The sequence below is a fragment of the Nocardioides euryhalodurans genome (assembly GCF_004564375.1).
Classification (GTDB): domain Bacteria; phylum Actinomycetota; class Actinomycetes; order Propionibacteriales; family Nocardioidaceae; genus Nocardioides; species Nocardioides euryhalodurans.
Map to the genome: position 1 here is coordinate 1,772,104 of NZ_CP038267.1, position 24,826 is coordinate 1,796,929.

Genomic DNA, 24,826 nt, shown 5'->3' on the forward strand with positions numbered 1-24,826 from the left:
TTCACCCGAATCGGGGTGGTGACGCACGTCTCCCACGGGTCTAGGTTGGCGAGAAGGCCCACAGTCGCCCAGGAGGGGAATCCCATGTCCGTCGACCGTCGTACCGTCCTGCGATCCACCGCTGCCGTCGCCGTCGGGGGGCCGTTCGCCGGCCTCGTGGCCGCTCCGGCCTCGGCACGCAAGCCAGCCAGCGCCGTCGGGCTCTTCCCGGTGGCGGACGAACGTGACGGTGCCGTCCGGCTGCACCTGCCGAAGCGTTTCCACTACCGGTCCTTCCACGACACCGAGATGCCGGTGACGCTCGACGACGGCACGGCGCTTCCCGGTCGCCACGACGGCATGGGCGCCTTCAAGGGCCGCAACGGCAACGTGATCCTCGTCCGCAACCACGAGATCACCAACAGCCCCGTCACCCCGGCGTTCGGTCCTGGCACGCCGTACGACGCGATGGCCGGCGCCGGCACCACCACGGTCGAGGTGACCCCCTTCGGCGAGGTGGTCAGCGCCTACACCAGCCTCAACGGCACGATGTTCAACTGCAGCGGTGGCGAGATGCCGTGGGGCTCGTGGATCACCTGCGAGGAGACGGTCAACGGCCCCGACGTCGGCCCCGACTTCACCGGCTCCCCGAACACGTCCCTCACCAAGCCGCACGGGTTCGTCTTCGAGGTCCCGGTCGACGGCCAGAGCAACCGGCAGCCGATCCGCAAGGCGGGGAGGTTCGCCCACGAGGCAGTGTCGTTCGACCCGGTCGACGGCATCCTCTACCTCACCGAGGACAACTTCGGCTTCCCGTCGGGCTTCTACCGCTACATCCCGCCGAGCAACCCGATGAAGACCGGACGGCTCGAGGACGGCGGCCGGCTGCAGATGCTGGCCGTGAAGGGCGAGCCCAACGCGCACCTCGAGGCGAGCCAGCGCAAGCGGGCGACCTACAAGGTCACCTGGGTCGACATCGAGGACCCCGACCCCGACTTCCCCTACACGCCCGGCCAGACCGCCCCGACGACCAACGACCAGGCGATCAACTACGTCGCCAACCAGGGCCGCGCCCTCGGTGCGGCCGGCTTCTCGCGGCTCGAGGGCCAGGTCTACGACGACAACGTCGTCTACTTCACCTCCACCCAGGGCGGCGGAGCCGCCGAGGGCGACTCCGACACCGTGGCCGGCTACGGCAACGGCAACGGGCAGGTGTGGGCCTACCACTGCCGCTCGAAGCGGCTGCAGCTGATCTACCAGGCCCCGGTCGACGACGCGGAGGCCAACGAGACCTTCGACTCCCCCGACAACATCACCACCAGCAAGCGCGGCACCCTGGTGGTCTGCGAGGACAGCTCGGTCGACAACTACATCCGCGGTCTGTCGCGGGGCGGCCAGCTGTGGGACATCGCCCTCAACCGGCTCGTCAGCAGCCTGACCGGCCTGCCACGTTTCGGGGACGAGTTCGCCGGGTCGACGTTCAGCCCGGACGGGCACACCCTGTTCGTGAACATCCAGGCCTCGCGCGGGATGTCGTTCGCGATCTGGGGCCCCTGGCGCTCGATCGGCGTCTGAGGAGGCGTCCTCCCGGGAAATTTCGTGGCTCCGCACTCTCGACAACAGCCCGGCGTTGTTGTTGTGTGAGTCACACCTGCGGCCGTTCGGAGCCGCTTTCCCGGGAGGAACCATGCACCTACCGCGCCCACGCTCGCGCCGATCCGGACGGATCGTCCTCGGCGGAGCACTGGCCACCACCCTGGCCGCCACCCTCGTGGCACCCGCCCTCTCCACCACGGCGACCGGCCGGTCCCAGGCCGCCCCGGACGACCGCGTCCAGGTCGTCATGGTCGACGCACCCACCGTCGCCAAGCGCAACCAGGTCCTCGCCCTCGGGCTGGACCCCACCGAGCACGCCAACCGCAAGGGCATCGAGGTCGTCCTCTACGGCGACAAGGACGCCGAGACGCTGCGCGAGGCCGGCTTCAGCTGGGACGTCGAGGTCCGTGACCTCCGCGCCCAGATGCAGGCCCAGCGCGAGGCGGACGAGGCGTACGCCGCCTCGGTCGACGAGTCCCCGCTGCCCAGCGGCCGGACGTCGTACCGCACCTACGACGAGTACCTCGCCGACATGGAGATGCTCGCCGACCGCTACCCGAGGCTGACCAAGCCGATCACGCTCGAGAACGAGACCGTCCTCGGCGAGGAGATCCACGGCCTCGAGATCACCAAGAACGCCGACGACGTCAAGGACGGCAAGCCGGTCTTCCTGCTGCTCGGCGCCCACCACGCGCGGGAGTGGCCCAGCTCCGAGCACACCCTCGAGTTCGGCTTCGAGATGCTGGAGTCCTACGCCGCCAAGGACCAGCGCGCGATCCGGCTGATGGAGGGCCTGCGGCTGATCATCGTCCCGATCGTCAACGTCGACGGCTTCCAGGTCTCGCGCAACGCCGACCCGATGGGCGACTTCTCGCAGTTCGACTACGAGATGAAGCGCAAGAACTGCTCGATCTCCGAGAACACCCCGGAGCAGTACCGGGGCGGCACCTGCGACGACAACCCGGCTGGCCGGCTGCGCGGCACCGACCTCAACCGCAACTACCCCGGCTTCTGGGGCGGCGGCGGCGCCAGCACCAACTGGTCCAACGACACCTACCGCGGCGACGGTCCGGGCAGCGAGCCCGAGAGCGACGCGATCCGGAAGCTCATCTCCGACCGGGCCGTGACGATGATGATCAGCAACCACACCTACTCCAACCTGGTGCTCCGCCCGCCGGCCATCGCGTCGACCGGCAAGGCCCCCGACGAGCCGGCCCTCAAGGAGCTCGGCGACTCGATGGCCGCCGCCAACGGCTACACCAGCCAGGCGTCCTACCAGCTCTACGACACCTCGGGCTCGACCGAGGACTGGAGCTACTGGATCACCGGCGGCTACGGCTACACCTTCGAGATCGGGCCCGACGGGTTCCACCCGGCCTACGAGGACGCGGTCGTCAACGAGTACATCGGCCAGACCGAGGCTGCGGGCGGTGCCGGCGGCAACCGGGTCGCCTACTACCGCGCGGCACAGACGGCGATGAACCCCGAGCACCACTCGGTGATCAAGGGCAAGGCACCCAAGGGCCACGAGATCACGGTCAGCAAGACCCACATCTCGCCGACCTCACCGGTGATCCAGCCCGACGGCTCCACGGGTGCGCAGATCTACTACGAGGACACCCTCACCAACCGCTACGCCTCCGACGGCGGTCGCTTCACCATGGACGTCAACCCGTCCACGCGCCCGCTGGTCGTGGGTCGCTACGGCCGTGACCCCGAGGCTCCCCCGCAGGGCGACATCGCCCTCACCAACCCCGACGGCGTGCCTGCCGTCGGCGGCGTGGAGGAGACGACCTTCGAGGTGACGGGGCTGCCCGAGGCCGACAACGGCTTCGCGACGGTCTCCTTCGAGTGGCCCAGCGACGACGCCGAGGCGTACGACTGGGACTTCTTCATCGAGGGTCCCGACGGTGAGACCGTGGGCTCGGGCGCGACGCTGGCCAACCCGGAGGTCGTCACGATCCCTGACCCGGTGCCGGGCACGTACACCGTCGTGGCGAACAACTACGCGGGCGGCGACGCCGAGCACGACTGGACCGGCGAGGTCACCTTCCAGAGCCCCGAGCCCCCGCAGTACAGCGGGATCAAGGAGGCCTGGCAGCTGACCTGCACCCGGCGCAACAAGATCGTCAGCAGCCGTGAGGTCATCGTCGACCGCGGCGAGACGGTCAACGTGGGCAACGCCTGCGTGACGCGCAAGCGTCGTCGCTGAACAAGGCTCGCTGAAGGACCCCACGGGGGCGGTGCCGTCCGGCACCGCCCCCGTGGGCATCTCAGTCGGTCAGAGCGCGTACGCCGACAGCTCACCGGCCAGGTCGGCGTTCGCCCGGCCGGACACCCGGGTGCCGTCGGCGGTGTGCTCGAGCGCGTCGATCTCGCCGTGGCGGTGCAGCCGGTCGATGAGGTCGCCCCGCGCGTACGGCAGCAGCGCCTCGAACTCGACGTCGGGACGCGGCAGCTCGGCCTCGACCGCGGCGAGCGCCTGCGCGACGCCCTCACCGGTCTTCGCGCTGACCACCACGCTGTGGGGCTCGCGCGCCTGCAGCCGCGCCAGCACCATCGGGTCGGCGAGGTCGGCCTTGTTGATGACGACCAGCTCGGGCACGCCCGTGGCGCCGATCTCGGCGAAGACCTCCCGGACCGCGGCCAGCTGGCCCTCGGGGTCGGGGTGGGAGCCGTCGACGACGTGGAGGACGAGGTCGGAGTCGGCCACCTCCTCCAGCGTCGAGCGGAACGCCTCCACGAGCTGGTGGGGCAGGTGCCGGACGAAGCCGACCGTGTCGCTCATCGTGTAGACCCGGCCGTCGGCGGTGGTCGTACGCCGGGTCGTCGGGTCGAGCGTCGCGAACAGCGAGTCCTCGACGAGCACACCCGCGTCGGTCAGCCGGTTGAGCAGGCTGGACTTGCCCGCGTTGGTGTAGCCGGCGATCGAGACGCTGGGGATCTGGTGGCGGCGCCGCTCGGCCCGCTTGGTGTCGCGGGTGCCCTTCATCTCCTTGAGCTCGCGGCGCAGCTTGGCGATCTTGGTGTTGATCCGGCGCCGGTCGGTCTCGATCTTCGTCTCACCGGGACCACGGCCACCGATGCCGCCACCGTCGGCCCCGACCCGGCCACCGGCCTGGCGGGAGAGGTTGCCACCCCAGCCGCGGAGCCGCTGCTTCATGTAGCTCAGCTGGGCGAGCTCGACCTGGGCCTGGCCCTCCCGCGACTTCGCGTGCTGGGCGAAGATGTCGAGGATCAGCGCGGTCCGGTCCACGACCTTGACCTTGAGCCGGTCCTCGAGGTTGCGCAGCTGGCTGGGCGCGAGCTCACCGTCGCAGATGACAGTGTCGGCGCCGGTGGCCTGCACGATCTCCCGCATCGCGTCGACCTTGCCGCGGCCGATGTAGGTCGCGGGGTCGGGCTTGGAGCGGCGCTGGTAGAGGGCCTCGAGGACCTGGGAGCCGGCGGTCTCGGCCAGCAGCGCCAGCTCGGCGAGGGAGTTGTCGGCGTCCTCGACGGTGCCCTCGGTCCACACGCCGACGAGCACCACGCGCTCCAGGCGGAGCTGGCGGTACTCGACCTCGGTGATGTCCTCGAGCTCAGTGGACAGGCCGGCGACGCGGCGCAGGGCGTGCCGCTCGGCCAGGTCCTGGGCGCCGGTCGTGAGGGTCGCGGTCTCCTCGGGGTCGGGCTCGTCGGCGTACCCGCTCTCGAACGGGGAGTCGTCCTCCCAGTCGGCGGTCTCCTCGAGCTCGGCGTCGAGACTGAAGTCAGGTGCGTTCGTCATGTGCCTCTCAGCGTAAGCAGCAGAGCCGCCCGGCGCGACTCGTTATCAGCACAACGCCCCGGCGGGGCGCAGGATTCCGCGCGGGCATGATGGTGACGTGATCACCGCCCACGTCGCCGAACGGCTCGACCACCTGCTGCGGTCGCAGGGCCGCCACTGGGAGCCGACCGCCGGCGACCGGTTCGTGATCCCCGGCCGCGACATCGACGACGTCTTCGTGGTCGCCGACATGACGATCGAGGTCGAGCACCTCCCCACCGGCCGGCTGGTGCACTTCAACGGCACGACCGAGTGGGCCCTCGACAGCATTCCCGCGGAGGAGGTGCTGTGGCTCCCCTGGGAGCACCAGCTCCGCACCCTGCTGGGACCGGCCTTCGCGTCCCTCACCCGTGACGGCGACCGGTTCGTCGTCACCCTCGCCGACGGGACGTCCTTCGCGGACGAGGACGTCGAGTCGGCCTACGCCGCGGCACTGCTCGCGGGTGACCCGCTCCTCGGCTGACGGGCCGGGCTACTTCGGAGGCATCCGGATCCCGCCGTCGACGCGGATCGTCTCGGCGTTCATGTAGGAGTTCGTGAGGCACTCGAGCACCATCGAGGCGAGCTCCTCGGGGGTGCCGAGCCGCTTGGGGTGCAGCACGCTCTGGCCGAGCTGCTCCTTGAACGCCTCCGGGTCGGGCGCGAAGTCGTAGATCGGGGTCTCGATCAGGCCGGGGGCGACCGTGTTGAGGCGGATCGCGGCGGCGGAGAGGTCGCGCGCGACCGGCAGGGTGAGGCCGACCAGGCCGCCCTTGGACGCTGCGTACGCCGCCTGGCCGATCTGGCCGTCGAACGCCGCGACTGAGGCGATGTTGACGATCGCGCCGCGGTCGCCCGAGGCGGTGGGGTCGAGCCGCGCCATCTGCGTCGCGGCCTGCCGGATCGCGTCGAAGGACCCGATCAGGTTGATGGCCACGACCTTGCGGAAGGCGTCGAGGTCGTGGGCGGAGTCGTACTCGCCGTCGCGGCCGATGGTGCGCTGCGCCCAGCCGATGCCGGCGGAGTTGACCAGCACCCGCAGCGGGCCCAGCTCGACGGCCTGGTCGACCGCGGTCCGGACCTGCTCCGTGTCGGTGACGTCGACGGAGACGAACATGCCGCCGATCTCGGCCGCGAGCTCCTCGCCCTTGTCGGCCTGCAGGTCCGCCACGAGGACCCGCGCACCCCGGTCGGCGAGGCGGCGGGCCACGGCCGCGCCGATGCCCGAGGCGCCGCCGGTGACGATCGCTGCTGCTCCGTTGATGTCCATGCGGCAGACGTTATCGAGGGGCCCGGCGGGACCGCGCATCGGTGCGGGGGTCGCCGCCGCGTCCGGGTGCGGGGGTCTCGAGGCTCAGGCCCTGCCGGCCTTCGCACCTCGACCTCCGACGTCACGGCCTTCGCACCTCGACCTCCGAGACACCACGGCCTTCGCACCTCGGCGGGCCAGGCGCCGCGCCGGTACCGGAGGTCGAGGTGCGAGGAGCGCCAGCGACGAGCCTCGAGACCCCTCAGAGCGAGGTGGTGCCCCGGGCCACGATCACCGCGGGGCCGGTGAGCAGCACCCGCTCGTCCGTGGTCCAGGTCACGGTCAGGGTGCCGCCCGGGACGTCGACCCGGTAGGCCGTGCCCGGGCCGAGCCCGTCGGCCACCGCTGCCGCCACCATCACCGCACAGGCGCCGGTGCCGCACGACCGGGTCTCCCCGGAGCCGCGCTCGTGCACCCGCATCGCGACGTGGCGCTCGCCCCGGCGTACGACGAACTCGACGTTGACGCCCTCGGGATAGGTGCCCGCGTCGTGGTCGGGAGGGTCGAGCAGCGTGCCCGCGTCGGCGAGGTCGTCGACGAAGGCGACCGCGTGCGGGTTGCCCATGTCGACGTGGGTCGCCGGCCACGAGCGGCCGTCGACGCCGACCACCGTCTGGTCGAGGACGCGGGGCACCCCCATGTCGACGGTCACCAGCCCCTCGTCGTCACAGGTCAGCGTCTTGACCCCGTCGCGGCTGCCGACGTCCATGGGGAACGGCTCCCCCTCGACCTCGTGGAGGTAGCGGGCGAAGAGCCGGATGCCGTTGCCGCACATCTCGCTGGTCGAGCCGTCGGAGTTGCGGTAGTCCATGAACCACCGGCCGTCCTCGCGCACCGCCCGGATCACGCCGTCGCCGCCGATGCCGGCGCGACGGTCGCAGAGCGCGCGCACCCGCTCCGGCGACAGCTCGACCTCGGCGGGCACGATCACGAAGTCGTTCTCGGTGCCGTGCCCCTTGTGGAAGGAGTACTCAGCCATAGAGACCGCGCGCGTAGTTCTCGGGCCGGTAGTAGTCGTCGAGCTGCTCGACGGTCATCCCGGCCGGCTCGACCTCGGCGGCGATCACCGCACGACGGGGCACCGCTGCCTCGGGGTCCCAGGTCTCCGGCTTCCACAGCCCCGACCGGAGGAACGCCTTGGCGCAGTGGAAGAACAGCTCCTCGATCTCGACGACCACGGCCAGCAGCGGCCGGTGCCCCTTCACCACCATCTCGTCGAAGAAGGGTGCGTCGCTGACCAGCCGGGCCCGGCCGTTGACGCGGAGGGTGTCCCCGCGACCGGGGATGAGGAAGTTCAGGCCGACGTACGGGTTGGCGAGGATGTTGCGGTAGCCGTCGGCGCGGCGGTTGCCGGGCCGCTCGGCCAGCGCGATGGTGCGGTCGTCGATCACGTGCACCAGCTGTCCCGCCGGGTCGCCCTTGGGCGAGGCGTCGCAGCGGCCGTCGGCGTCGGCGGTCGCCATCACGCAGAACGGCGAGGCCGCCAGCCAGGCGCGGTCGACGTCGAGCAGCGCCGGGCGGGCCTTGGTCGCTGCCCGCTCCCCCGGCTCGCCGAGGAGGCCGACGAGCTCGTCGACGGAGCCGATCTCGGTCCAGGTGTCGACGTGGTCGGGCGCGGTGGTCACGACCGCAGTTTAGGGCGTGAGCGATCCGGGGTCGTCCGGTCCGCGTTCGAGCGGGCCGACCACGTCGTAGGTCAGGCAGGCGAAGGCGCCGTTGCGCGCCATCTCGACCAGCCGCAGGTCGAAGGGGCGCGGGAACAGGGGACGGCCCGCTCCGAGCGTCACCGGCGCGACGCTGAGCAGCAGCCGGTCGAGCAACCCCGCCTCGGCGAACTGCGCCGCCAGGTCTCCCCCGCCGACCACCCAGACGTCCTTGCCGTCCGCCGCCGCCACCATCTGCTCGTGCACCGGCCGGACGTCGCCCTGCACGAACCGGACGTCACCCTCGACCCGGGGCAGGTCGCGGGTGGTGAACACCCAGGAGGGCTGCTCGTAGACCCAGCCGTCGGTGAGGTGAGGGAGCACCCACTCGTACGTCGTGGACCCCATGCAGACCGCGCCGACCCCGGCGATGAACTCCTCGTAGGAGAACGCGCCGTCCTTGTCCTGGTCCTGCTTGAAGAGCCAGTGGAGCGAGTCCTCCTCGTCGGCGAGGTAGCCGTCGAGCGTGGTCGCGGTGTAGTAGATCGTGCTCATGCCTCCTGCTCCTGGTGACGACGGGCCAGCCAGTCGATCGGGTCGCCGCCCCCGACGTCGAGGCCACGCTCGCGCAGCATCGCCCGCGCGAGCTGGCGCCGGTGGGCGCCGAAGGTGAGGACGTGGGCCACGATCGAGCCGAGCACGAAGCTCTCCGGCGGGTCGCAGAGAGCGTCGACGATCCGGTCGTCCCAGGCGTCGCGCCGCTCCATGTCGCGCAGCATCGCCAGCCACCGGCCGGCGACGGCCTCCTGCCGCTCGATCAGTCCACCCGGGTCGTCCGCGCCCGCCGGCGGGAAGTCCTCCCCGAGGATCGCGGCCAGCCAGACCTCCTTCGTGAACACCTGGTGCTGCAGCAGCTGCGCGAGCGACTCGTCGGCTCCGTCGAAGGACAGCACCACCTGTCCCGGCCGGACCACCTCCCGGTAGTCGGCGTCCGGCAGCTGCTTGGCGGCCTCGAGGAGGTCACGGGTGTCGTCGAGGTCGTGGTGGACGAGGTGGTCGAGTGGACCGGTCATGGTGCGCTCCCCGGAGTGGACCCACAGCGAGGTGGGCGGGTGGAAGTGGATGCCGTTGGGCGCCGGCAGCCAGCTGCCACCGGGTGTCACGTCGCTCGGCAGGTGTCCGTACGCCCTGGCGAACGCGCGGCTGAACCCCTCGACCGACTCGTAGCCGGCCTCGAACGCGGCGTCGGTGACCGACGAGCCGTGGCCCAGCTGCCACGCCGCCCGTTCGAGCATCACGCGCCGCCGCATCGCCACAGGCGGCTCGCCGGCGTCGCGCGAGAGCAGCCGGCTGAAGTGGTACGGCGACGCGTACGCCCCGCCCGCCATCTCCCCGAGCGAGTGGTGCTCGTCGTCGAGGACGGCGTCGAGCAGCTCCCGGAGTCGGTCCCGGCCGGTGTCGGTCATGGGACCCATCCTGCTCCCGGGCGGCTGGCCGCGCCCGACCGATCTTGCGCTCAGCCCCGGACGGCGGCGACCGCTCGCTCGACCCGGTCCGGGTCGTCGTGGTCGACCCAGGTGATCCGGGGGTCCTTGCGCCACCACGACTCCTGGCGCCGGGCGAACCGGCGGGTGGCGGTCGTCGTCTGCTCGATCGCCTCCTCCAGCGTCAGCTCCCCCGCGAGGTGGGCCGTCGCCTGCCGGTAGCCGATCGCCGTCGCGGCGGTCGGTCCGAGCGGTCCGAGCCGGGCGACCTCCTCGACCAGCCCGTCGCCGTACATCCGGCGGACGCGGGCGGCGATCCGGTCGTCGAGCGTCGGCCGGTCGATGGTCACGCCGATCTGGACGGTCATCGGGTCGAGGTACTCCAGCCGAGGCAGGCTCGCGGTGAACGAGCGCCCGGTCAGCTCCACGACCTCCAGCGCGCGGACGATCCGGCGGGCGTTGTCGGGCAGGATCCGCGCGGCGGCGTCGGGGTCGACCTCGGTCAACCGCACGTGCATCGCCGCGACGCCGACGGCGTCGAGGTCCTCCTCCAGCCGCCTCCGCAGCGCCGGGTCCGTGCCCGGGAACTCGAAACGGTCGAGGACCGCGCGCGTGTAGAGCGCGGAGCCGCCGACCAGCACCGGGACCACCCCGCGCCCGCGCAGCTGCTCGATGACGGCGCGGGCCTCCGCCTGGAAGTCCGCCACGCTCACGGGCTCGGAGACGTCGTGGGTGTCGAGCAGGTGGTGGACGATGCCACGGCGCTCGCCGACCGGCAGCTTGGCGGTGCCCACGTCCATGCCGCGGTAGACCTGCATCGCGTCGGTGTTGACCACCTCGCCACCGAGCCGTTCGGCGAGGTCGAGGGAGAGACCGGTCTTGCCGGCAGCGGTCGCACCGACGACGGCGACGATCGGGAGGGGCTGCGGCACGGGGCTAGTCTCGGAGACATGAGTTTCCTCGACAAGTTCAAGGCGCAGGCGAAGAAGGCCGTCGACGACCACGGAGACAAGATCGCCCAGGGCATCGACAAGGCGGCCACCACGGCCGACCAGAGGACCAAGGGCAAGTACTCCCAGCACATCGGGACCGGCCAGGCCAAGGCCAAGGAGGCGCTCGACAAGCTGGACGGGAAGAAGGACGGCGACGTCAGGTGACCCAGCCGGTCCCCGAGGAGAGCAACGAGGCGCTCCACCTGACCGAGCCCCCGGAGGACGAGCACGACAGCGCCCTCCCCGACGAGGAGGACGACCCGCACACCTCCGCGACGCAGGAGGAGAACGCCGAGGCAGCGGTCGACCAGCCCTCCGACGGCGCCGGCAGTGACTGACCGCTTCACGGTCGTCCCGGCGTCCTACGTCTACCTCGTGCGCGAGGGAGCGGCCGGGCCCGAGGTGCTGCTGCAGCTTCGCCGGAACACCGGCTACATGGACGACCACTGGGCCGCGGCCGCAGCCGGCCACGTGGAGCGTGGCGAGACGGCGTACGACGCCGCGCGGCGCGAGGCCGCCGAGGAGCTCGGCATCGCGGGCCTCGACCTCGCGTTCGAGCTGACGATGCACCGCACCGCCCACGACCAGCCCATCGACGAGCGGGTCGACTTCTTCTTCACCGCCCGGGCCTGGACCGGTGAGCCGCGGATCGTCGAGCCGGAGAAGTGTGCGGAGCTGCGCTGGTGCCCGGTCGACGTACTGCCGTCGCCGATGGTGCCGCACGAGGCGTTTGCGATCGCGTCGCTCGGGCAAGGGACAGCGTACGTGTCCTACGGTTTCGACAAGCACGACAGCGTGGAGGGAGCACCATGAGCGAGGACGACAACAACCTGGGCCCGATGCCCGACCCGATGGTCGAACGGCCCATCGAGAACCCCGGCGGCGCCGACGCCGTCAACGAGGACACCCCGTTCGCGGGTGACGACAACCTGGCGCGGGACCTCCACCCCGACGACAACCCGGGGGTCGAGGACAACGTCCCCGAGGAGATCGGGGAGCTCGACGACAAGCCCCAGGAGCCCGAGGACGACGAGGGCGAGGACCCGAAGCACGAGGACCCGGTGTGAGCGACCCCCGAGACATCCGCGACTCCCACCACGACGCCTCGGGCGACATGGGCGTGAGCAGCGAGCGCGAAGGACCCACCGGCCCCGGCCAGACCGGGACCGACGGCGTCCGCGACGTCACCCCCGACCGCCCCGACACCGAGGACGCCCCGCCCGAGCAGCGGCCCGGTGCCGAGGAGGAGAACCCCGAGGGCCTCGACCCGAAGGCGGGCTACTCCTCGAAGGACCCGCGCTCGGACGGATAGCTGACCGCGGAAATCATCGAGCTGGGCGCTGAAACGGTGATCTTCGCGGTCAGCTATCGACAGGCCGGAGCGTCCGGCAGCGGGGCCGGCACGCCGACGGCCGGCATGCCGAGGCCGACCGAGGCCGGGGCGGGGTCCGCTGTCCGGGCCTCCCAGGCATCGCCCGAGCGGGTACGCCGCACGCCGAGGACGGTGTCGGCGACCAGGTGGTGCGGGGCGGCGTACGAGATCTCGACCGTGACCACGTCACCGGGCCGCGGGGTGTCCGCCGGCGGCGTGAAGTGGACCAGGCGGTTGTCGGGCCCGCGGCCGGACAGCCGGTGGGTGGCAGCGTCCTTGCGCCCCTCCCCCTCGGCGACCAGGAGGTCGACGGTCCGACCGACGAGCCGCTGGTTCTCCTCCCAGGCGATCTCGTTGACCAGCCCGGTGAGCCGGTCGTAGCGGGCCTGGACGACGTCGCGTGGCACCTGCTCCTCCATGGTGGCCGCTGGCGTGCCGGGGCGCGGGGAGTAGATGAAGGTGAAGGCGCCCGAGAAGCGGGCCTGCCGGACGACCTCCAGCGTCTGCTCGAAGTCCTCCTCGGTCTCGCCGGGGAAGCCGACGATGATGTCGGTCGTGATCGCCGCCTCGGGCATCGCCGCGCGGACCCGCTCGATGATGCCGAGGAACTTCGACTGGCGGTAGGACCGTCGCATCGCCTTCAGCATCCGGTCGGAGCCGGACTGCAGCGGCATGTGCAGCTGCGGCATCACCGTGGGCGTCTCGGCCATCGCCTCGATCACGTCGTCGGTGAACTCGGCCGGGTGGGGCGAGGTGAAGCGCACCCGCTCGAGGCCGTCGACCTCCCCGCAGGCGCGCAGCAGCTTGGAGAAGGCCTGCCGGTCGCCGAACTCCACGCCGTAGCTGTTGACGTTCTGTCCCAGCAGGGTGACCTCGCTGACGCCCTCGGCCACCAGCGCGCGGATCTCGGCGAGCACGTCGCCGGGCCGGCGGTCCTTCTCCTTGCCGCGCAGCGACGGGACGATGCAGAACGTGCAGGTGTTGTTGCACCCGACGGAGATCGAGACCCAGGCGGCGTACGCCGACTCCCGCTTGGTCGGCAGCGTCGACGGGAAGACCTCGAGCGACTCGAGGATCTCGACCTGCGCCTCCTCCTGCGCGCGGGCGCGGTCGAGCAGGGCGGGCAGCGAGCCGATGTTGTGGGTGCCGAAGACCACGTCGACCCAGGGCGCCTTCTCCACGATGGTCGAGCGGTCCTTCTGGGCCAGGCAGCCGCCGACGGCGATCTGCATGCCCGGCTTCTTCGCCTTCACGGGGGCGAGGTGGCCGAGGTTGCCGTAGAGCCGGTTGTCGGCGTTCTCGCGCACGGCACAGGTGTTGAAGACGACCACGTCAGGATGCTCAGCCGGCTCGCCGTCGGGGGCAGGCCTGAACGGGGCGTAGCCGGCGTCCTCCAGCAGCCCGGTGAGCCGCTCGGAGTCGTGGACGTTCATCTGGCACCCGTAGGTGCGGACCTCGTACGTGCGCTGTTCGACCATGACCGGTCAAGGGTACGGCGCGTGGGGTCCCGGCCCGGAATCCGTCGGTGTCAGGACAGGTGCTCGTGGGCGATCTGCTCGCCGAGACGCGCCAGCAGCGGGGCCGGCTCGCGGATGCAGGTCTCGACGTCCGGCTCGAGGTCGAGCAGGGCGTACGCCGCCCCGATCCCGGCAGCGCGCAGCTCCTCGGCCCCGAGCGCCCGGTGGCCGCAGACCGCGACGACGGGCACACCGGCGGCGACCGCCCGGCGCGCGACCCCGACGGGGGCCTTGCCGTGCAGGCTCTGGGCGTCGAGCGCGCCCTCCCCGGTGACCACCAGGGTGCTGCCGGGCACGTGGGCATCGAAGCCGACCAGGTCGAGCATCAGGTCGATGCCCGGTCGGAGGGTCGCGTCGAGCAGCGCCAGCGCCGCGAAGCCGACCCCACCGGCGGCGCCCGCGCCGGCCTCGGCCCGGTGGTCGGCGCCCAGGGCGGAGGCGACCACGTCGGCCAGCCGCTCGAGGGCGTCGTCGAGGGAGGCGACCTCGTCGGGAGAGGCGCCCTTCTGCGGGCCGTAGACGGCGGCCGCGCCCTTCGGCCCGAGCAGCGGGTTGTCGACGTCGCAGGCCACCACGAAGCGCGCCTTCTCGGCCGCCGGGTGCAGCCCGGACAGGTCGACGGAAGCGAGGTCGGCGAGCGCGCCCCCGCCCGCCGGGAGCGCGTTGCCCTCGTCGTCGAGCAGCCGTACGCCGAGGGCGGCCAGCATCCCGGCCCCGCCGTCGGTGCTGGCACTGCCACCGATCCCCAGGACCAGCTCGTCGCACCCGGCATCCAGGGCAGCGCGCACCACCTCGCCGAGACCGGCCGACGACGCGGTCAGGGGCGCGGGGATGTCGCCGGGCAGCCGGACCAGGCCGCAGGCATCGGCCATCTCGACGACCGCAACGCTCCCGCGCCGGGCGTACGCCGTCGCCACCGGCTCACCGGTCGGCCCCGCGACCGTCACGGGCACCCGGTCGAAGCCGGCCGCCAGCGCCGCGTCGAGGGTGCCGTCGCCCCCGTCGGCCACCGGCAGCGCCACGACCTCGACCCCCGGCAGGACGGACCGGATGCCCCGGCCGACCGCGTCGGCGACCCCCGAGGCAGCGAGCGATCCCTTGAACTTGTCGGGTGCCAGGAGCACCCGCGGCGCGCCGCTCACGCGGGCGGGGGCGCGGTCGAGTCGCGGACCACGAGCTCGTGGCCGACGCGGCGGCGTCGGGGGCGGGCCGACGGGTCGGCGAGTGCCAGCTGCAAGGCCTTCTCTCCCATCTCCACCATGGGCAGGCGGACGGTGGTCAGTGAGGGTGCCAGATCCTGCGCCACGGCGACATCGTCGAAGCCGACCACCGAGACGCTCTCCGGGACCGGGACCCCGCGCGACCGCAGCACGGAGAGCACGCCGATCGCCATGTCGTCGTTGAGCGCCAGCACGGCCGTCACGTCGGGGTGCTCGGCGATGATCTGCTCAGCGGCCTGCTTGCCCCCCTGGCGGGTGAACTCGGCCTCGACGACCGGCACGTCGGCGAAGCGCAGCCCCGCCGCGGTCACGGCCTCCTCGACCCCGGCCAGCCGGTCGGCGACCGTCGTCAGCATGCGGGAGCCGGTCACGACCGCGATCCGGCGGTGGCCCAGACCGAGCAGGTGCTCGGCCACCGCCCGGCCACCGGCGCGGTTGTCGGGCAGCACCGCGTCGACGCCGAGGTGGTGGCGACCGATCACCGCGACCCGGCCGCCGTGGGCCCGGAAGGCCTGGAGGTCGGCCTTGGCGCCGGCCTGCACGGCCGGGTCCACGAACCCGGACCCCGCCACGATGATGGCGCCGACCCGGCTCGCGACCAGGGTGCGGATCTGCTCGAGCTCACGCTCCGGGTCCCGGCCGGAGTGGCAGATCTGCACCGTCAGCCCGGCCGGCGCCGCGACATGGAGCACGCCGCTGGCGATCTCGGAGAAGTACGGGTCACCGATCTCGTGGACCACCAGCCCGACCGACCGTGACGTGCCGGCGGCGAGGCTGCGGGCGTGGACGTTGGCGACGTAGCCCAGCGAACGGGCGACGTCACGCACGCGCTCGGCCACCGACTCGCTGACGCCGCTGGCACCCGAGAGGCTGCGGGAGGCGGTCGCGATCGACACCCCGGCGGCCTCGGCCACGTCCTGCAGCCGTAGCGAGCCCCGACGCTCTTCGCGCAGTCCCGTCATCGCACCTCCTCGAGGGTCCCCGGTCGGACTGGTTCCAGTGTGACCCTTGCCACAGGCGGTCCGTCGTGCCTACAGTACCCGAAAGCGCTTACGTAAGCGCTTTCGCATCAGACCGAGGGAGCGACATGAAGCTACGCAGCACGACCCCCGTCCGCCTCACCGCGCTCGCCAGCGCGGCCATCCTCACGCTGACCGGCTGCATGAGCTCGGGAGCCGACGGGACCGAGGGCAGTGACGACGACACGATCACGATCGGCATCTCGCTCCCGCTCACGGGTGACTTCTCCGAGCCCGGCAAGGGCGTGCAGCGCGGCTACGAGGCCTGGGCCGACCACGTCAACGAGAACGGCGGCCTCCTCGGCAAGCAGGTCGAGCTCGAGATCCTCGACGACCAGTCCAGCGCCGACCGCGTCGCCGCCGACTACGAGAAGCTCATCAACCAGGACGGCGTCGACCTCGTCTTCGGTCCCTTCTCGACCCGCCTCGTGGTGCCCGCCGCCCAGGTGGCCCAGGACTACGGCTTCCTCTTCGTGGAGCCGGCCGGCGCCGCCGAGGAGGTCTTCACGCAGGGCTTCGACAACCTCTTCTACGCAGCGCCCGCCGTCGCCGACGACCACTACGACTACCTCGCCGACCACATCGAGGCGATGCCCGAGGCCGAGCGTCCCAAGACCGCAGCCTTCGCCGCGATGGACGACCCGTTCGCCATGGGCACCGCCTACGGCCTGAAGACCCGGCTCGAGGAGATGGGTGTCGAGGTCGTCGTCGACGAGGTCTACCCGCCGAACACCACCGACTTCGGCTCGATCGCGGCCAAGGTCGCCGACAGCAACGCCGACATGGTGGTCGGCGGCACCCAGTACCAGGACGCCGTCAACCTGATCGTCGCGCTCCAGCAGCTCGACTACCAGCCGAAGATGGCGGCCTTCTCGACCGCGCCGACCAACCCGGAGTTCCCCGAGGCGATCGGCGACAAGACCGAGGGGATCCTCTCCCCCACCGGCTACACGCCGGCGGCGCCGTACGAGTCGAACAAGGAGTTCGTCGACTTCTACACCGAGAAGAACGGCACCCCGCCGGCCGAGGACGAGGCCAACGCGTGGACGACCGGCCAGGTCGTGGCCGCCGCGGTCGAGGCCGTCGGCTGCGCCGACCCCGACCCCGAGTGCCAGCAGCAGCTCGTCGACTGGCTGCGCGACAACGAGGTCGACACCGTCGTGGGTCCGCTCACCTGGGACGCCGAGGGCCGCCCGCAGGGTGCCCACCTCATCCAGCAGTACGTCGACGGCGAGATCAGGATCGTGCTCCCCGAGGAGAGCGCCGAGGCCGACTTCATCGCCGACAAGCCTGCCTGGTGACCCGGCTCCGCTGACGAGGCTGCACCCACGAACACGGAAGGCGCGACATGTCCCTGCTGCTCCAGAGCCTGGTGCTCGGCGTCCTGCTGGGAGGGCTCTACGCCCTGCTGGCCGCCGGCCTGACGCTCTACTTCGGCGTGATGCGGGTGGTGATGATCGCCCACTCGGCGTTCCTCATCCTCGCCGCGTACCTCGCGTGGTTCTTCACCTCCAGCACCGGCCTCGACCCGCTGCTCTCGCTGCTGGTCACCGTCCCGTTGTTCTTCGTGCTGGGCGTGGCGATGCAGAGGCTGCTGATCTCGCGGCTGCGGCCGGCGACGCTGACGATGATGTCGGTGCTGCTGACGTTCTCGATCGCCCTGGTGATCGAGGGGATGCTCGGGTTCGTCTTCTCGGGCACCCAGCGGCGGATCCGGCTCCCGTACGGCGGTCAGAGCCTGGAGTTCTTCGGTGCCAACGTCGCCGTGGTGAAGCTGATCGCCTTCGGGCTGGCCGCCACGTCGCTGCTCGCGCTCTACCTGCTGCTCAAGAAGACCCAGTTCGGGCAGGCCCTCCGGGCCACCATCCAGCACCCGGAGGCCGCCCGGCTGGTCGGCATCAACACCGAGCGGGTCGCCGGCTACGGCTTCGGCCTCGGGCTGGCCACGGCGGCGATCGGCGGCACCGCGCTGTCGCTCGACTCCACGATCTACCCCTCGCTGCACTGGCACTGGATCGGCCCGCTGATGGCGATCATCGTGGTCGGCGGCCTGGGCAGCATCCCGGGCGCGGCGATCGCGGCGCTGGTGCTCGGCCTGGGGCAGAGCCTGCTGCAGATCCCGCTGGGCACCACCTGGGCCCAGACGTTCTTCTACCTCGCGCTGTTCGCCACGCTGATGGTGCGGCCGCAGGGATTCTTCGGAGGTCGTCTTGCGCAACGCTTCTGACACCGTGACCCGCGCGACGACCCGCGGCGGCGGCCTGCCGACGGCCCTCAAGGCACTCGGCCTGCTGGCCCTGGTCGCCGTGGTGCTGGCCTTCCCGTCGATGGCGCCCGACCCGTTCATCCTCTCGGTCGGCGTCGTGATCATGAGCTACGCCGTGCTCGCCACGTCCTGGAACTTCGTGGGCGGCTTCACCGGCTACATCTCCCTGGGCCACGCCGCCTACTCCGGACTCGGGGGCTACGCCACCGGCCTGCTGATCATCCACACGGGCATCAACCCGTGGCTGGCGCTGCTGGCCGGTGGCGCGGTCGTGGCCCTGCTGGCGGTCCCGATCGGCATCGCCAGCCTCCGGGTGCGGGGCGCCTCGTTCGTGATCGTCTCGATCGCCCTCGTGCTGATCCTGCTGCTGGTCTTCCAGTCGTGGGGCTCCTTCACCGGCGGCTCCAACGGGCTGCGGGTGCCGCGCCCCTTCGACACCTCGGTGCTCCGGCCCGAGCAGCACGAACGGTTCTTCTACCTCCACGCGGCGCTGCTCGCGGTGCTGCTGCTGGCCTGGTGGGCGATCGACCGTTCCCGCTTCGGCATGGGCCTCAAGGCCGTCCGCGAGGACGAGGACAAGGCCCAGGCCCTGGGCGTCCCGACCTTCACCTACAAGCTGGTCGCCTTCGTGGTGTCGGCGTTCTTCACCGCGCTGGCCGGCGGGCTCTACGCCCTGTGGTTCGGCTACCTCGACCCGATCTTCCAGTTCTCCATCCTGGTCGGCTCCTACATGGTCCTGATGAGCCTGCTCGGCGGGATCCGGAGCCTCTTCGGCCCGCTGCTGGGTGCGGTGATCGTGGGCTACGCCGTCGAGTACTTCAAGAACCAGTACGGCGACACCCAGTTCCACCTCGTCGCCATGGGACTGCTGCTCGCGCTGGTCGTCCTGTTCATGCCCGACGGCATCATCCCCGCGCTCGGGCAGCTGGTGCAGCGCTTCCGTCCGCAGGCCGCCTCCATCCGGGAGATGACGGCCGAGGACCTGGCCGAGCAGCGACGTACGCAGGACGCCGCCGACGAGGCCGGGGCCCCGACCACGACCTCCGAGCGGACCGACCGCGAGACCGAAGGAGTCCGGCCGTGACGACCACCAGTGCCCTCCCCGAGACCACCGGCGCACCGACCGAGGTCAACCTCGCCACCGAGGGCCTCTCCAAGGCCTTCGGCGGCGTGCGGGCCGTCGACGGCGCCACGGTCCGGTTCCACCACGGCAAGGTCAACGCCCTGATCGGCCCCAACGGGTCGGGCAAGACGACCTTCTTCAACTGCGTCACCGGGATGATCCAGCCGGACGCCGGGTCGGTGAGCTACCGCGGCACCGACATCACCCGCAAGGCACCCCACCGGATCGCACGGACCGGGATCGGCCGCAGCTTCCAGCTGTGCCGGATCTTCCCGCGGATGACGGTGCTGGAGAACATGCTGGTCGCCGTACGCCCGGGAAGCCTGGGGCGCCAGCTCCGCTCCTCGCGCGACCGCGACGACATCGAGCGCGCCCGATCGCTGCTCTCCCGGGTCGGCATCGACCACCTCGAGCGCGCCGAGGCCCGGGACCTGTCCTACGGCCAGCAGAAGCTGCTCGAGCTGGCCGGCGTGCTGATGGCCGACCCCGAGACGATCATGCTCGACGAGCCGGCGGGCGGCGTGAACCCCGCCCTCATCGACCGGATCGCCTCCCTCGTCCGCTCGCTCAACGCCGAGGGCAAGACCTTCATCGTCGTCGAGCACAACATGGACCTCGTCATGAGCCTGTCCGACCACGTGGTCGTCTTCGACCGCGGCCGGCAGATCTGCGAGGGACCGCCGTCGGTCGTGCAGAACGACCCCCGAGTCCTGGAGGCCTACCTTGGCGTCTGAATTCCTCCTCGAGCTGGACGGGATCGAGGCCGGCTACGGCCGCGCGGCCCTGGTCCTGCGCGGCCTCACCGTCAAGGTGCCGCCCGCCACCGTCGTGTGCCTCGTCGGCCCGAACGGGGCCGGCAAGTCCACCGTCCTCAAGGTCGCCAGCGGCATGCTCACGCCTCGCGCCGGCACCATCCGCGTCGCCGGCCAGGACGTCACGCGCAACAACCCCCAGCAGATGCTGGCGGCCGGGCTCTCCCACGTGCTCCAGGGCCACAGCGTCTTCAAGGAGATGACGGTCGAGGAGAACGTCCGCCTCGGCGCCTTCTCCCTCAAGGACCGCTCCGAGGTCAACGACCGGATCGACTTCGTCAAGTCCCTCTTCCCGGTCGTGGCCGACCGCTGGAGCGCACTCGCCGGCGCCCTGTCCGGCGGGCAGCAGAAGCAGGTCGAGTTCGCGCGCTCGCTCATGGTGAGCCCGCAGGTCGTGCTGCTCGACGAGCCCTCGATGGGGCTGGACCCCAAGGCCACCGGCACGGTCTTCGAGCAGGTCGTCCGGATGCGCGACGCCGGCACTGCGGTGCTGCTCGTCGAGCAGAACGCCCGCCGCGCGCTGGAGACCGCCGACCTCGGCTGCGTGCTCGACCTCGGCCGGGTCCACATCTCCGGACCAGCCGACCAGCTGCTCGAGGACCCGCAGCTCGCCGAGCTCTACCTCGGCGGCCGCCCCCAGACCACCCCTGCGACCTGACCACCCGGCCCCGACGGCCCAGTGAGGACACGACACCATGCCTGACACCACGTACCGGATCCTGATGAACGGCGTCACCGGGCGCATGGGCTACCGCCAGCACCTGCTGCGGTCGATCCTGGCGATCCGCGACGACGGCGGCGTCCCGCTGCCCGACGGCACTCGCCTGCAGGTCGAGCCGGTGCTCGTCGGCCGCAACGCCGACAAGCTCGGCCGGCTCGCCGCCCAGCACGGCATCGCCGACTGGACGACCGATCTCGACACCGCCCTCGCCGAGGACCCGGCCCCGATCTACTTCGACGCCCAGGTCACCAGCGAGCGCAAGAAGGCGATCCTCAAGGCGGCCGCCGCCGGCAAGCACGTCTACACCGAGAAGCCGATCGCGGAGTCGGTCGCCGAGGGGCAGGAGCTCGTCGACGCGGCGGAGAAGCACGGCATCCTCAACGGCGTCGTCCACGACAAGCTCTACCTGCCCGGCCTGGTGAAGCTGAAGCGGCTCATCGACGGCGGCTTCTTCGGCCGGATCCTCTCGGTGCGCGGCGAGTTCGGCTACTGGGTCTTCGAGGGCGACTACCTCCCGGCCCAGCGGCCCAGCTGGAACTACCGCGCCCAGGACGGCGGCGGGATGGTCCTCGACATGTTCTGCCACTGGAACTACGTCCTGGAGAACCTCTTCGGTCGGGTCGAGGCGGTCACCGCGAAGGCGGTCACCCACATCCCGGAGAGGTGGGACGAGCAGGGCGACCCGTACGCCGCCACGGCCGACGACGCCGCCTACGCCATCTTCGAGCTGGCCGGCGACGTGATCGCGCAGGTCAACTCCTCGTGGGCGGTGCGCGTCGAGCGCAAGGAGCTCGTGGAGTTCCAGGTCGACGGCACCCACGGCTCGGCCGTGGCCGGGCTCTTCGGCTGCCGGATCCAGCCGCGCGAGGTCACTCCCAAGCCGGTCTGGAACCCGGACCTGCCGACCACCGAGGACTTCCGCGGGCAGTGGCAGGAGGTCCCCGACAACCAGGAGTTCGGCAACGGCTTCCGCGCCCAGTGGGAGAGCTTCCTGCTCGACGTGCACGCCGGCCGGCCCCACCCCTACGACTTCGCGGCCGGCGTCCGCGGGCTGCGGCTCGTCGACGCCGGGCTGCAGTCCTCGGCCGAGGGGCGGCGGGTCGCGCTGTGACCTCGCTCGACACGGCCACCAGCCTCGGCACCGTCCGCATCCCGCTCGCGGACGGCGGCACCGAGGAGGTCGCCCTGCGCGAGCCGCGGGCGTGGGCCGAGCACCCCCGGCCGTTCCGGACCCGGGTCGCCTTCGCGGCCGCCCACGTCGTCGCCGACCCCCGTGGCGAGAACGTCCCGGGTGCCCCGGCCGTCGTCGACTGGGAGTCGACGCTCGGGTTCCGGCGCCACCTGTTCCGTCACGGCTTCGGCGTGGCGGAGGCGATGGACACCGCCCAGCGCAACATGGGCCTGGACTGGCCGGCCGTGCAGGAGCTGGTCAGCCGCAGCGCCGTGCAGGCCCGCGACCACGGCGCCCGGATCGCCGCCGGGGCGGGCACCGACCACGTCGGGCCGCTCGCCACCGTGGCCGAGGTCCGCGGCGCCTACGCCGAGCAGGTGGCGTTCGTCGAGGACACCGGAGCCCAGGTGATCCTGATGGCCTCCCGCCAGCTCGCCGCCGTCGCCGTCTCCCCCGACGACTACCTCGGCGTCTACGCCGACCTGCTGCGCCAGGTCCGCGAGCCGGTGGTCCTCCACTGGCTCGGCGAGGCGTTCGACCCGCAGCTGCGGGGCTACTGGGGCTCCACCGACACGGCAGCCGCCACCGCGACCTTCCTCGACCTGGTCCGCGCCCACGCCGACAAGGTCGACGGGGTGAAGGTCTCGCTGCTCTCGGCCGAGCACGAGGTCGGCCTCCGTGCCGCGCTGCCCGAGGGCGTCCGGCTCTACACCGGCGACGACTTCCACTACCCGGAGCTGATCCGGGGCGACGGCGAGCACCACTCCGACGCCCTGCTCGGCGCCTTCGCGGCGGTGACGCCGGCCGCCTCGGCCGCGCTGGCCGCGCTCGACGAGGGCGACCTGGCGACGTACGACGCGGAGATGGCGCCGACGCTGCCGCTCTCCCGTCACGTCTTCGAGGCACCCACCTGGCACTACAAGACCGGCATCGCCTTCCTCTCCTGGCTCTCGGGCCACCAGCCCGGGTTCACGATGGTGGGCGGGATGCAGTCCTCGCGCAGCGTCGTCCACCTCGGCCGGCTGTTCGCGCTGGCCAACGAGGCACGGCTGCTGCCCGACCCGCAGCTCGCGGCGCGGCGCCTGGAGCTGTGGCTCGCCGGGGCAGGGGTGGCGTCATGACCGTCACCGCCGCTGTGGACCTGCCCTCCGGCTCGCCGGCGAGGGTCGAGACGCCAGCACCGGGCGACCCGCGGCTGGCCCGACTCTCGCTCAACCAGAAGACCGTCGACGGGTGGTCGCTCGCCCACGCGGTCGCGGGGTGCGTGGCCCACGGGCTGCCGTCGATCGGCGTGTGGCGCGAGCCCGTCGCCGAGGTGGGGCTCGCGGCCGCCGTACGGATGGTCCGCGACGCCGGGCTGCGGGTCTCCTCGGTCTGCCGAGGTGGGTTCTTCACGACCGCCGACCCGTCCCGCCGGCGGGAGCGCCACGACGACAACCGACGCGCCCTCGACGAGGCGGCGGAGCTCGGCGCCCCCTGCCTGGTCCTCGTGCCCGGCGGACTGCCCGACGGCGACCGTGACCTGCCCGGCGCCCGCGCCCGTGCGGCCGAGGCGATCGAGGCGCTGGTCCCCCACGCGATCGAGGTGGGGGTGCAGCTGGCCATCGAGCCGATGCACCCGATCTTCGCCGCCGACCGGGGCGTGGTCTCCACCCTCGGCCAGGCGCTCGACGTCGCCGAGCCGCTCCCCGCCGAGGCGGTCGGGGTCGTCGTCGACACCTTCCACGTCTGGTGGGAGCCCGGGGTCGAGGAGCAGATCGCCCGCGCCGCCGGCCGGATCGCCAGCTACCAGGTGTGCGAGTGGATCACCCCGCTCCCCCCGGACGCCCTGCTCTCCCGCGGGATGATGGGCGACGGCCACATCGACTTCGCCCACCTCACCGCCTGCGTGGCCGCCGCCGGCTACCGCGGCGACGTCGAGGTGGAGATCTTCAACGCCGACGTGTGGGCGGCCGACGGCGACGCCGTCGTCGACACGCTCGCCCGTCGCTACGTCGAGCTCGTGGAGCCGCACCTGTAGCGGCTCTGCTCTTCCACTCCCAACTCGGAAAGGTTCGTGGACAGATGCCTCGTACGACCCGGAAGGCCGGCCTCGCGCTCGGTCTCGCCCTCACGGCCGGGCTCACCGCCCCGGTCCCCGCCACCGCTGCCGACGCCCGCGACTGCTCGGTCCGCGTCGTCGCCGCCCCCTCGCCCCGCCACTGGGACCCGCTCACCGACGAGCTGTGGTCCTTCGAGAGGGGCCAGGTCGTCCTGACCGAGCCGGGCGTCAACCCCGGCGGGCCCCGGCGCCCCTTCGAGTACGCCGTCGTCACCAAGGGTCCCGAGCTCTCCACCGTCCGGCTCACGGCGGAGGTCCGGATCGACGAGGCGGTCGAGGTGAGCAACCGCGACGTGATCCTGATCTGGAACTACCAGTCGCCGACGCGCTTCTACTACGCCCACCTCTCGACCGACAACACGATCTATCCCCACAACGGGATCTTCGTGGTCGACGACGCCGACCGGCGCCGGATCGACGACCAGTGGGACGAGGCGGCCTCGGTCGGCGCCCCGCCTGCGATCACGGATGCCGACTGGCACGACGTCGAGGTCGACTACGACGCCGCGACCGGCGAGATCGCCGTCCGGGTCGACGGCGCGGACGAGCCGCTGATGACCGCGACCGACACGACCTTCGCGGGCGGCCGGGTCGGCTTCGGCTCCTTCGACAACTTCGGACGTGCGCGGCACGTCCGCGCCGTCGGCCTGCGGGCCGGCGACCAGACCGGCTGACGGTCCCCTGATCCCCCGCCGGCGCCCGCACGCAGCGGGC

General features: G+C 71.9%; 27 protein-coding genes. 17 read left to right on the forward strand and 10 right to left on the reverse strand.

Features of this window, described 5'->3' with window-relative positions; all coding sequences use genetic code 11:
• Positions 1–84 precede the first annotated feature (84 nt).
• Positions 85–1,554, forward strand: coding sequence for a PhoX family protein (locus tag EXE57_RS08310; protein ID WP_135076268.1), 1,470 nt, complete (start codon positions 85–87; stop codon positions 1,552–1,554).
• Positions 1,555–1,666: 112 nt separating this feature from the next.
• On the forward strand, positions 1,667–3,787 hold the full coding sequence (locus EXE57_RS08315) for a M14 family metallopeptidase (RefSeq protein WP_135076271.1): 2,121 nt from the start codon (positions 1,667–1,669) through the stop codon (positions 3,785–3,787).
• Between the two features lie 69 nt (positions 3,788–3,856).
• On the opposite strand, the gene hflX is transcribed toward EXE57_RS08315, so the two are convergent.
• On the reverse strand, positions 3,857–5,344 hold the full coding sequence (gene hflX / locus EXE57_RS08320) for a GTPase HflX (RefSeq protein WP_135076274.1): 1,488 nt from the start codon (positions 5,342–5,344) through the stop codon (positions 3,857–3,859).
• Positions 5,345–5,441: 97 nt separating this feature from the next.
• On the opposite strand from hflX, the gene EXE57_RS08325 reads away from it, so the two are divergent.
• Positions 5,442–5,846, forward strand: coding sequence for a pilus assembly protein CpaE (locus EXE57_RS08325; RefSeq protein WP_208543012.1), 405 nt, complete (start codon positions 5,442–5,444; stop codon positions 5,844–5,846).
• 9 nt (positions 5,847–5,855) lie between these two features.
• Here the strand turns inward: EXE57_RS08325 and EXE57_RS08330 are convergent, their stop codons facing one another.
• The 6 genes from EXE57_RS08330 to miaA all read right to left on the reverse strand — a co-directional run bounded on the left by EXE57_RS08330 (position 5,856) and on the right by miaA (position 10,730).
• Positions 5,856–6,632, reverse strand: coding sequence for an SDR family NAD(P)-dependent oxidoreductase (locus EXE57_RS08330; protein WP_135076278.1), 777 nt, complete (start codon positions 6,630–6,632; stop codon positions 5,856–5,858).
• A 241-nt stretch (positions 6,633–6,873) separates the two neighbouring features.
• Complete coding sequence (gene dapF, locus EXE57_RS08335) at positions 6,874–7,650, reverse strand: diaminopimelate epimerase (RefSeq protein ID WP_135076281.1); 777 nt, start codon at positions 7,648–7,650, stop codon at positions 6,874–6,876.
• Positions 7,643–8,296, reverse strand: a complete 654-nt coding sequence (locus EXE57_RS08340) for a pyridoxamine 5'-phosphate oxidase family protein (RefSeq protein WP_135076286.1) — start codon at positions 8,294–8,296, stop codon at positions 7,643–7,645. The genes dapF and EXE57_RS08340 overlap by 8 nt, the downstream gene beginning before the upstream one ends.
• A 9-nt stretch (positions 8,297–8,305) precedes the next feature.
• Positions 8,306–8,869 (reverse strand): dihydrofolate reductase family protein, encoded by a 564-nt coding sequence (locus tag EXE57_RS08345; RefSeq protein ID WP_135076289.1) that lies wholly within the window; start codon positions 8,867–8,869, stop codon positions 8,306–8,308.
• Positions 8,866–9,780, reverse strand: a complete 915-nt coding sequence (locus EXE57_RS08350) for a helix-turn-helix domain-containing protein (protein ID WP_135076292.1) — start codon at positions 9,778–9,780, stop codon at positions 8,866–8,868. Before EXE57_RS08350 ends, EXE57_RS08345 begins: the two co-directional genes overlap by 4 nt.
• 50 nt (positions 9,781–9,830) lie before the next feature.
• Complete coding sequence (gene miaA / locus EXE57_RS08355) at positions 9,831–10,730, reverse strand: tRNA (adenosine(37)-N6)-dimethylallyltransferase MiaA (RefSeq protein WP_208543013.1); 900 nt, start codon at positions 10,728–10,730, stop codon at positions 9,831–9,833.
• Positions 10,731–10,748: 18 nt separating this feature from the next.
• Between miaA and EXE57_RS08360 the strand changes: the two genes are divergently transcribed.
• The 5 genes from EXE57_RS08360 to EXE57_RS08375 are packed head-to-tail and all read left to right on the forward strand — an operon-like array spanning position 10,749 to position 12,102.
• Positions 10,749–10,955, forward strand: a complete 207-nt coding sequence (locus EXE57_RS08360; protein WP_135076295.1) for an antitoxin — start codon at positions 10,749–10,751, stop codon at positions 10,953–10,955.
• A complete protein-coding gene (locus tag EXE57_RS19705; protein WP_167305856.1) occupies positions 10,952–11,128 on the forward strand; it encodes a hypothetical protein in 177 nt (58 codons plus the stop codon). The genes EXE57_RS08360 and EXE57_RS19705 overlap by 4 nt, the downstream gene beginning before the upstream one ends.
• On the forward strand, positions 11,121–11,603 hold the full coding sequence (locus EXE57_RS08365) for an NUDIX hydrolase (protein ID WP_135076298.1): 483 nt from the start codon (positions 11,121–11,123) through the stop codon (positions 11,601–11,603). The genes EXE57_RS19705 and EXE57_RS08365 overlap by 8 nt, the downstream gene beginning before the upstream one ends.
• Positions 11,600–11,857, forward strand: a complete 258-nt coding sequence (locus EXE57_RS08370) for a hypothetical protein (protein WP_135076301.1) — start codon at positions 11,600–11,602, stop codon at positions 11,855–11,857. The genes EXE57_RS08365 and EXE57_RS08370 overlap by 4 nt, the downstream gene beginning before the upstream one ends.
• On the forward strand, positions 11,854–12,102 hold the full coding sequence (locus EXE57_RS08375) for a hypothetical protein (protein WP_135076304.1): 249 nt from the start codon (positions 11,854–11,856) through the stop codon (positions 12,100–12,102). Before EXE57_RS08370 ends, EXE57_RS08375 begins: the two co-directional genes overlap by 4 nt.
• Positions 12,103–12,155: 53 nt before the next feature.
• On the opposite strand, the gene miaB is transcribed toward EXE57_RS08375, so the two are convergent.
• From miaB to EXE57_RS08390, 3 genes are read right to left on the reverse strand one after another with little or no spacing between them, the layout of a single operon-like run.
• Positions 12,156–13,640: a tRNA (N6-isopentenyl adenosine(37)-C2)-methylthiotransferase MiaB gene (gene miaB, locus EXE57_RS08380; RefSeq protein WP_135076307.1), complete on the reverse strand. Its 1,485-nt coding sequence runs from the start codon at positions 13,638–13,640 to the stop codon at positions 12,156–12,158.
• 50 nt (positions 13,641–13,690) lie between these two features.
• Positions 13,691–14,821 carry a glycerate kinase gene (locus tag EXE57_RS08385; RefSeq protein WP_135076310.1) on the reverse strand — a complete coding sequence of 377 codons (1,131 nt, stop codon included), beginning with the start codon at positions 14,819–14,821 and terminating at the stop codon, positions 13,691–13,693.
• Entirely contained in the window at positions 14,818–15,861 is a 1,044-nt protein-coding gene (locus EXE57_RS08390) for a LacI family DNA-binding transcriptional regulator (RefSeq protein ID WP_135076313.1), read from the reverse strand. Before EXE57_RS08390 ends, EXE57_RS08385 begins: the two co-directional genes overlap by 4 nt.
• 125 nt (positions 15,862–15,986) lie before the next feature.
• Between EXE57_RS08390 and EXE57_RS08395 the strand changes: the two genes are divergently transcribed.
• From EXE57_RS08395 to EXE57_RS08435, 9 genes are read left to right on the forward strand one after another with little or no spacing between them, the layout of a single operon-like run.
• Positions 15,987–17,219, forward strand: coding sequence for an amino acid ABC transporter substrate-binding protein (locus EXE57_RS08395; protein WP_135076316.1), 1,233 nt, complete (start codon positions 15,987–15,989; stop codon positions 17,217–17,219).
• A gap of 47 nt (positions 17,220–17,266) precedes the next feature.
• A complete protein-coding gene (locus tag EXE57_RS08400; RefSeq protein ID WP_135076319.1) occupies positions 17,267–18,145 on the forward strand; it encodes a branched-chain amino acid ABC transporter permease in 879 nt (292 codons plus the stop codon).
• 4 nt (positions 18,146–18,149) lie between these two features.
• Positions 18,150–19,268 (forward strand): branched-chain amino acid ABC transporter permease, encoded by a 1,119-nt coding sequence (locus EXE57_RS08405; protein WP_244247046.1) that lies wholly within the window; start codon positions 18,150–18,152, stop codon positions 19,266–19,268.
• Positions 19,265–20,041 (forward strand): ABC transporter ATP-binding protein, encoded by a 777-nt coding sequence (locus tag EXE57_RS08410; protein WP_135076322.1) that lies wholly within the window; start codon positions 19,265–19,267, stop codon positions 20,039–20,041. The genes EXE57_RS08405 and EXE57_RS08410 overlap by 4 nt, the downstream gene beginning before the upstream one ends.
• Entirely contained in the window at positions 20,031–20,777 is a 747-nt protein-coding gene (locus EXE57_RS08415; protein WP_135076325.1) for an ABC transporter ATP-binding protein, read from the forward strand. Before EXE57_RS08410 ends, EXE57_RS08415 begins: the two co-directional genes overlap by 11 nt.
• A 37-nt stretch (positions 20,778–20,814) precedes the next feature.
• Positions 20,815–21,951 (forward strand): Gfo/Idh/MocA family protein, encoded by a 1,137-nt coding sequence (locus EXE57_RS08420; protein ID WP_208543014.1) that lies wholly within the window; start codon positions 20,815–20,817, stop codon positions 21,949–21,951.
• Entirely contained in the window at positions 21,948–23,132 is a 1,185-nt protein-coding gene (locus EXE57_RS08425; RefSeq protein ID WP_135076328.1) for a dihydrodipicolinate synthase family protein, read from the forward strand. Before EXE57_RS08420 ends, EXE57_RS08425 begins: the two co-directional genes overlap by 4 nt.
• On the forward strand, positions 23,129–24,031 hold the full coding sequence (locus EXE57_RS08430) for a sugar phosphate isomerase/epimerase family protein (protein ID WP_135076331.1): 903 nt from the start codon (positions 23,129–23,131) through the stop codon (positions 24,029–24,031). The genes EXE57_RS08425 and EXE57_RS08430 overlap by 4 nt, the downstream gene beginning before the upstream one ends.
• Positions 24,032–24,075: 44 nt before the next feature.
• The gene (locus tag EXE57_RS08435; RefSeq protein WP_208543015.1) at positions 24,076–24,786 is read left to right on the forward strand and encodes a hypothetical protein; all 711 of its coding nucleotides are present in this window, start codon (positions 24,076–24,078) and stop codon (positions 24,784–24,786) included.
• Positions 24,787–24,826 lie beyond the last annotated feature (40 nt).

Bases quoted from the DNA above. Each gene is read 5' to 3' on its own strand.
- EXE57_RS08310 (WP_135076268.1), top strand. From the start codon at position 85: ATGTCCGTCGACCGTCGTACCGTCCTGCGATCCACCGCTGCCGTCGCC.
- EXE57_RS08315 (WP_135076271.1), top strand. From the start codon at position 1,667: ATGCACCTACCGCGCCCACGCTCGCGCCGATCCGGACGGATCGTCCTC.
- hflX (WP_135076274.1), bottom strand. From the start codon at position 5,344: ATGACGAACGCACCTGACTTCAGTCTCGACGCCGAGCTCGAGGAGACC.
- EXE57_RS08330 (WP_135076278.1), bottom strand. From the start codon at position 6,632: ATGGACATCAACGGAGCAGCAGCGATCGTCACCGGCGGCGCCTCGGGC.
- dapF (WP_135076281.1), bottom strand. From the start codon at position 7,650: ATGGCTGAGTACTCCTTCCACAAGGGGCACGGCACCGAGAACGACTTC.
- EXE57_RS08345 (WP_135076289.1), bottom strand. From the start codon at position 8,869: ATGAGCACGATCTACTACACCGCGACCACGCTCGACGGCTACCTCGCC.
- EXE57_RS08350 (WP_135076292.1), bottom strand. From the start codon at position 9,780: ATGACCGACACCGGCCGGGACCGACTCCGGGAGCTGCTCGACGCCGTC.
- EXE57_RS08360 (WP_135076295.1), top strand. From the start codon at position 10,749: ATGAGTTTCCTCGACAAGTTCAAGGCGCAGGCGAAGAAGGCCGTCGAC.
- EXE57_RS08370 (WP_135076301.1), top strand. From the start codon at position 11,600: ATGAGCGAGGACGACAACAACCTGGGCCCGATGCCCGACCCGATGGTC.
- miaB (WP_135076307.1), bottom strand. From the start codon at position 13,640: ATGGTCGAACAGCGCACGTACGAGGTCCGCACCTACGGGTGCCAGATG.
- EXE57_RS08390 (WP_135076313.1), bottom strand. From the start codon at position 15,861: ATGACGGGACTGCGCGAAGAGCGTCGGGGCTCGCTACGGCTGCAGGAC.
- EXE57_RS08395 (WP_135076316.1), top strand. From the start codon at position 15,987: ATGAAGCTACGCAGCACGACCCCCGTCCGCCTCACCGCGCTCGCCAGC.
- EXE57_RS08400 (WP_135076319.1), top strand. From the start codon at position 17,267: ATGTCCCTGCTGCTCCAGAGCCTGGTGCTCGGCGTCCTGCTGGGAGGG.
- EXE57_RS08420 (WP_208543014.1), top strand. From the start codon at position 20,815: ATGCCTGACACCACGTACCGGATCCTGATGAACGGCGTCACCGGGCGC.
- EXE57_RS08430 (WP_135076331.1), top strand. From the start codon at position 23,129: ATGACCGTCACCGCCGCTGTGGACCTGCCCTCCGGCTCGCCGGCGAGG.
- EXE57_RS08435 (WP_208543015.1), top strand. From the start codon at position 24,076: ATGCCTCGTACGACCCGGAAGGCCGGCCTCGCGCTCGGTCTCGCCCTC.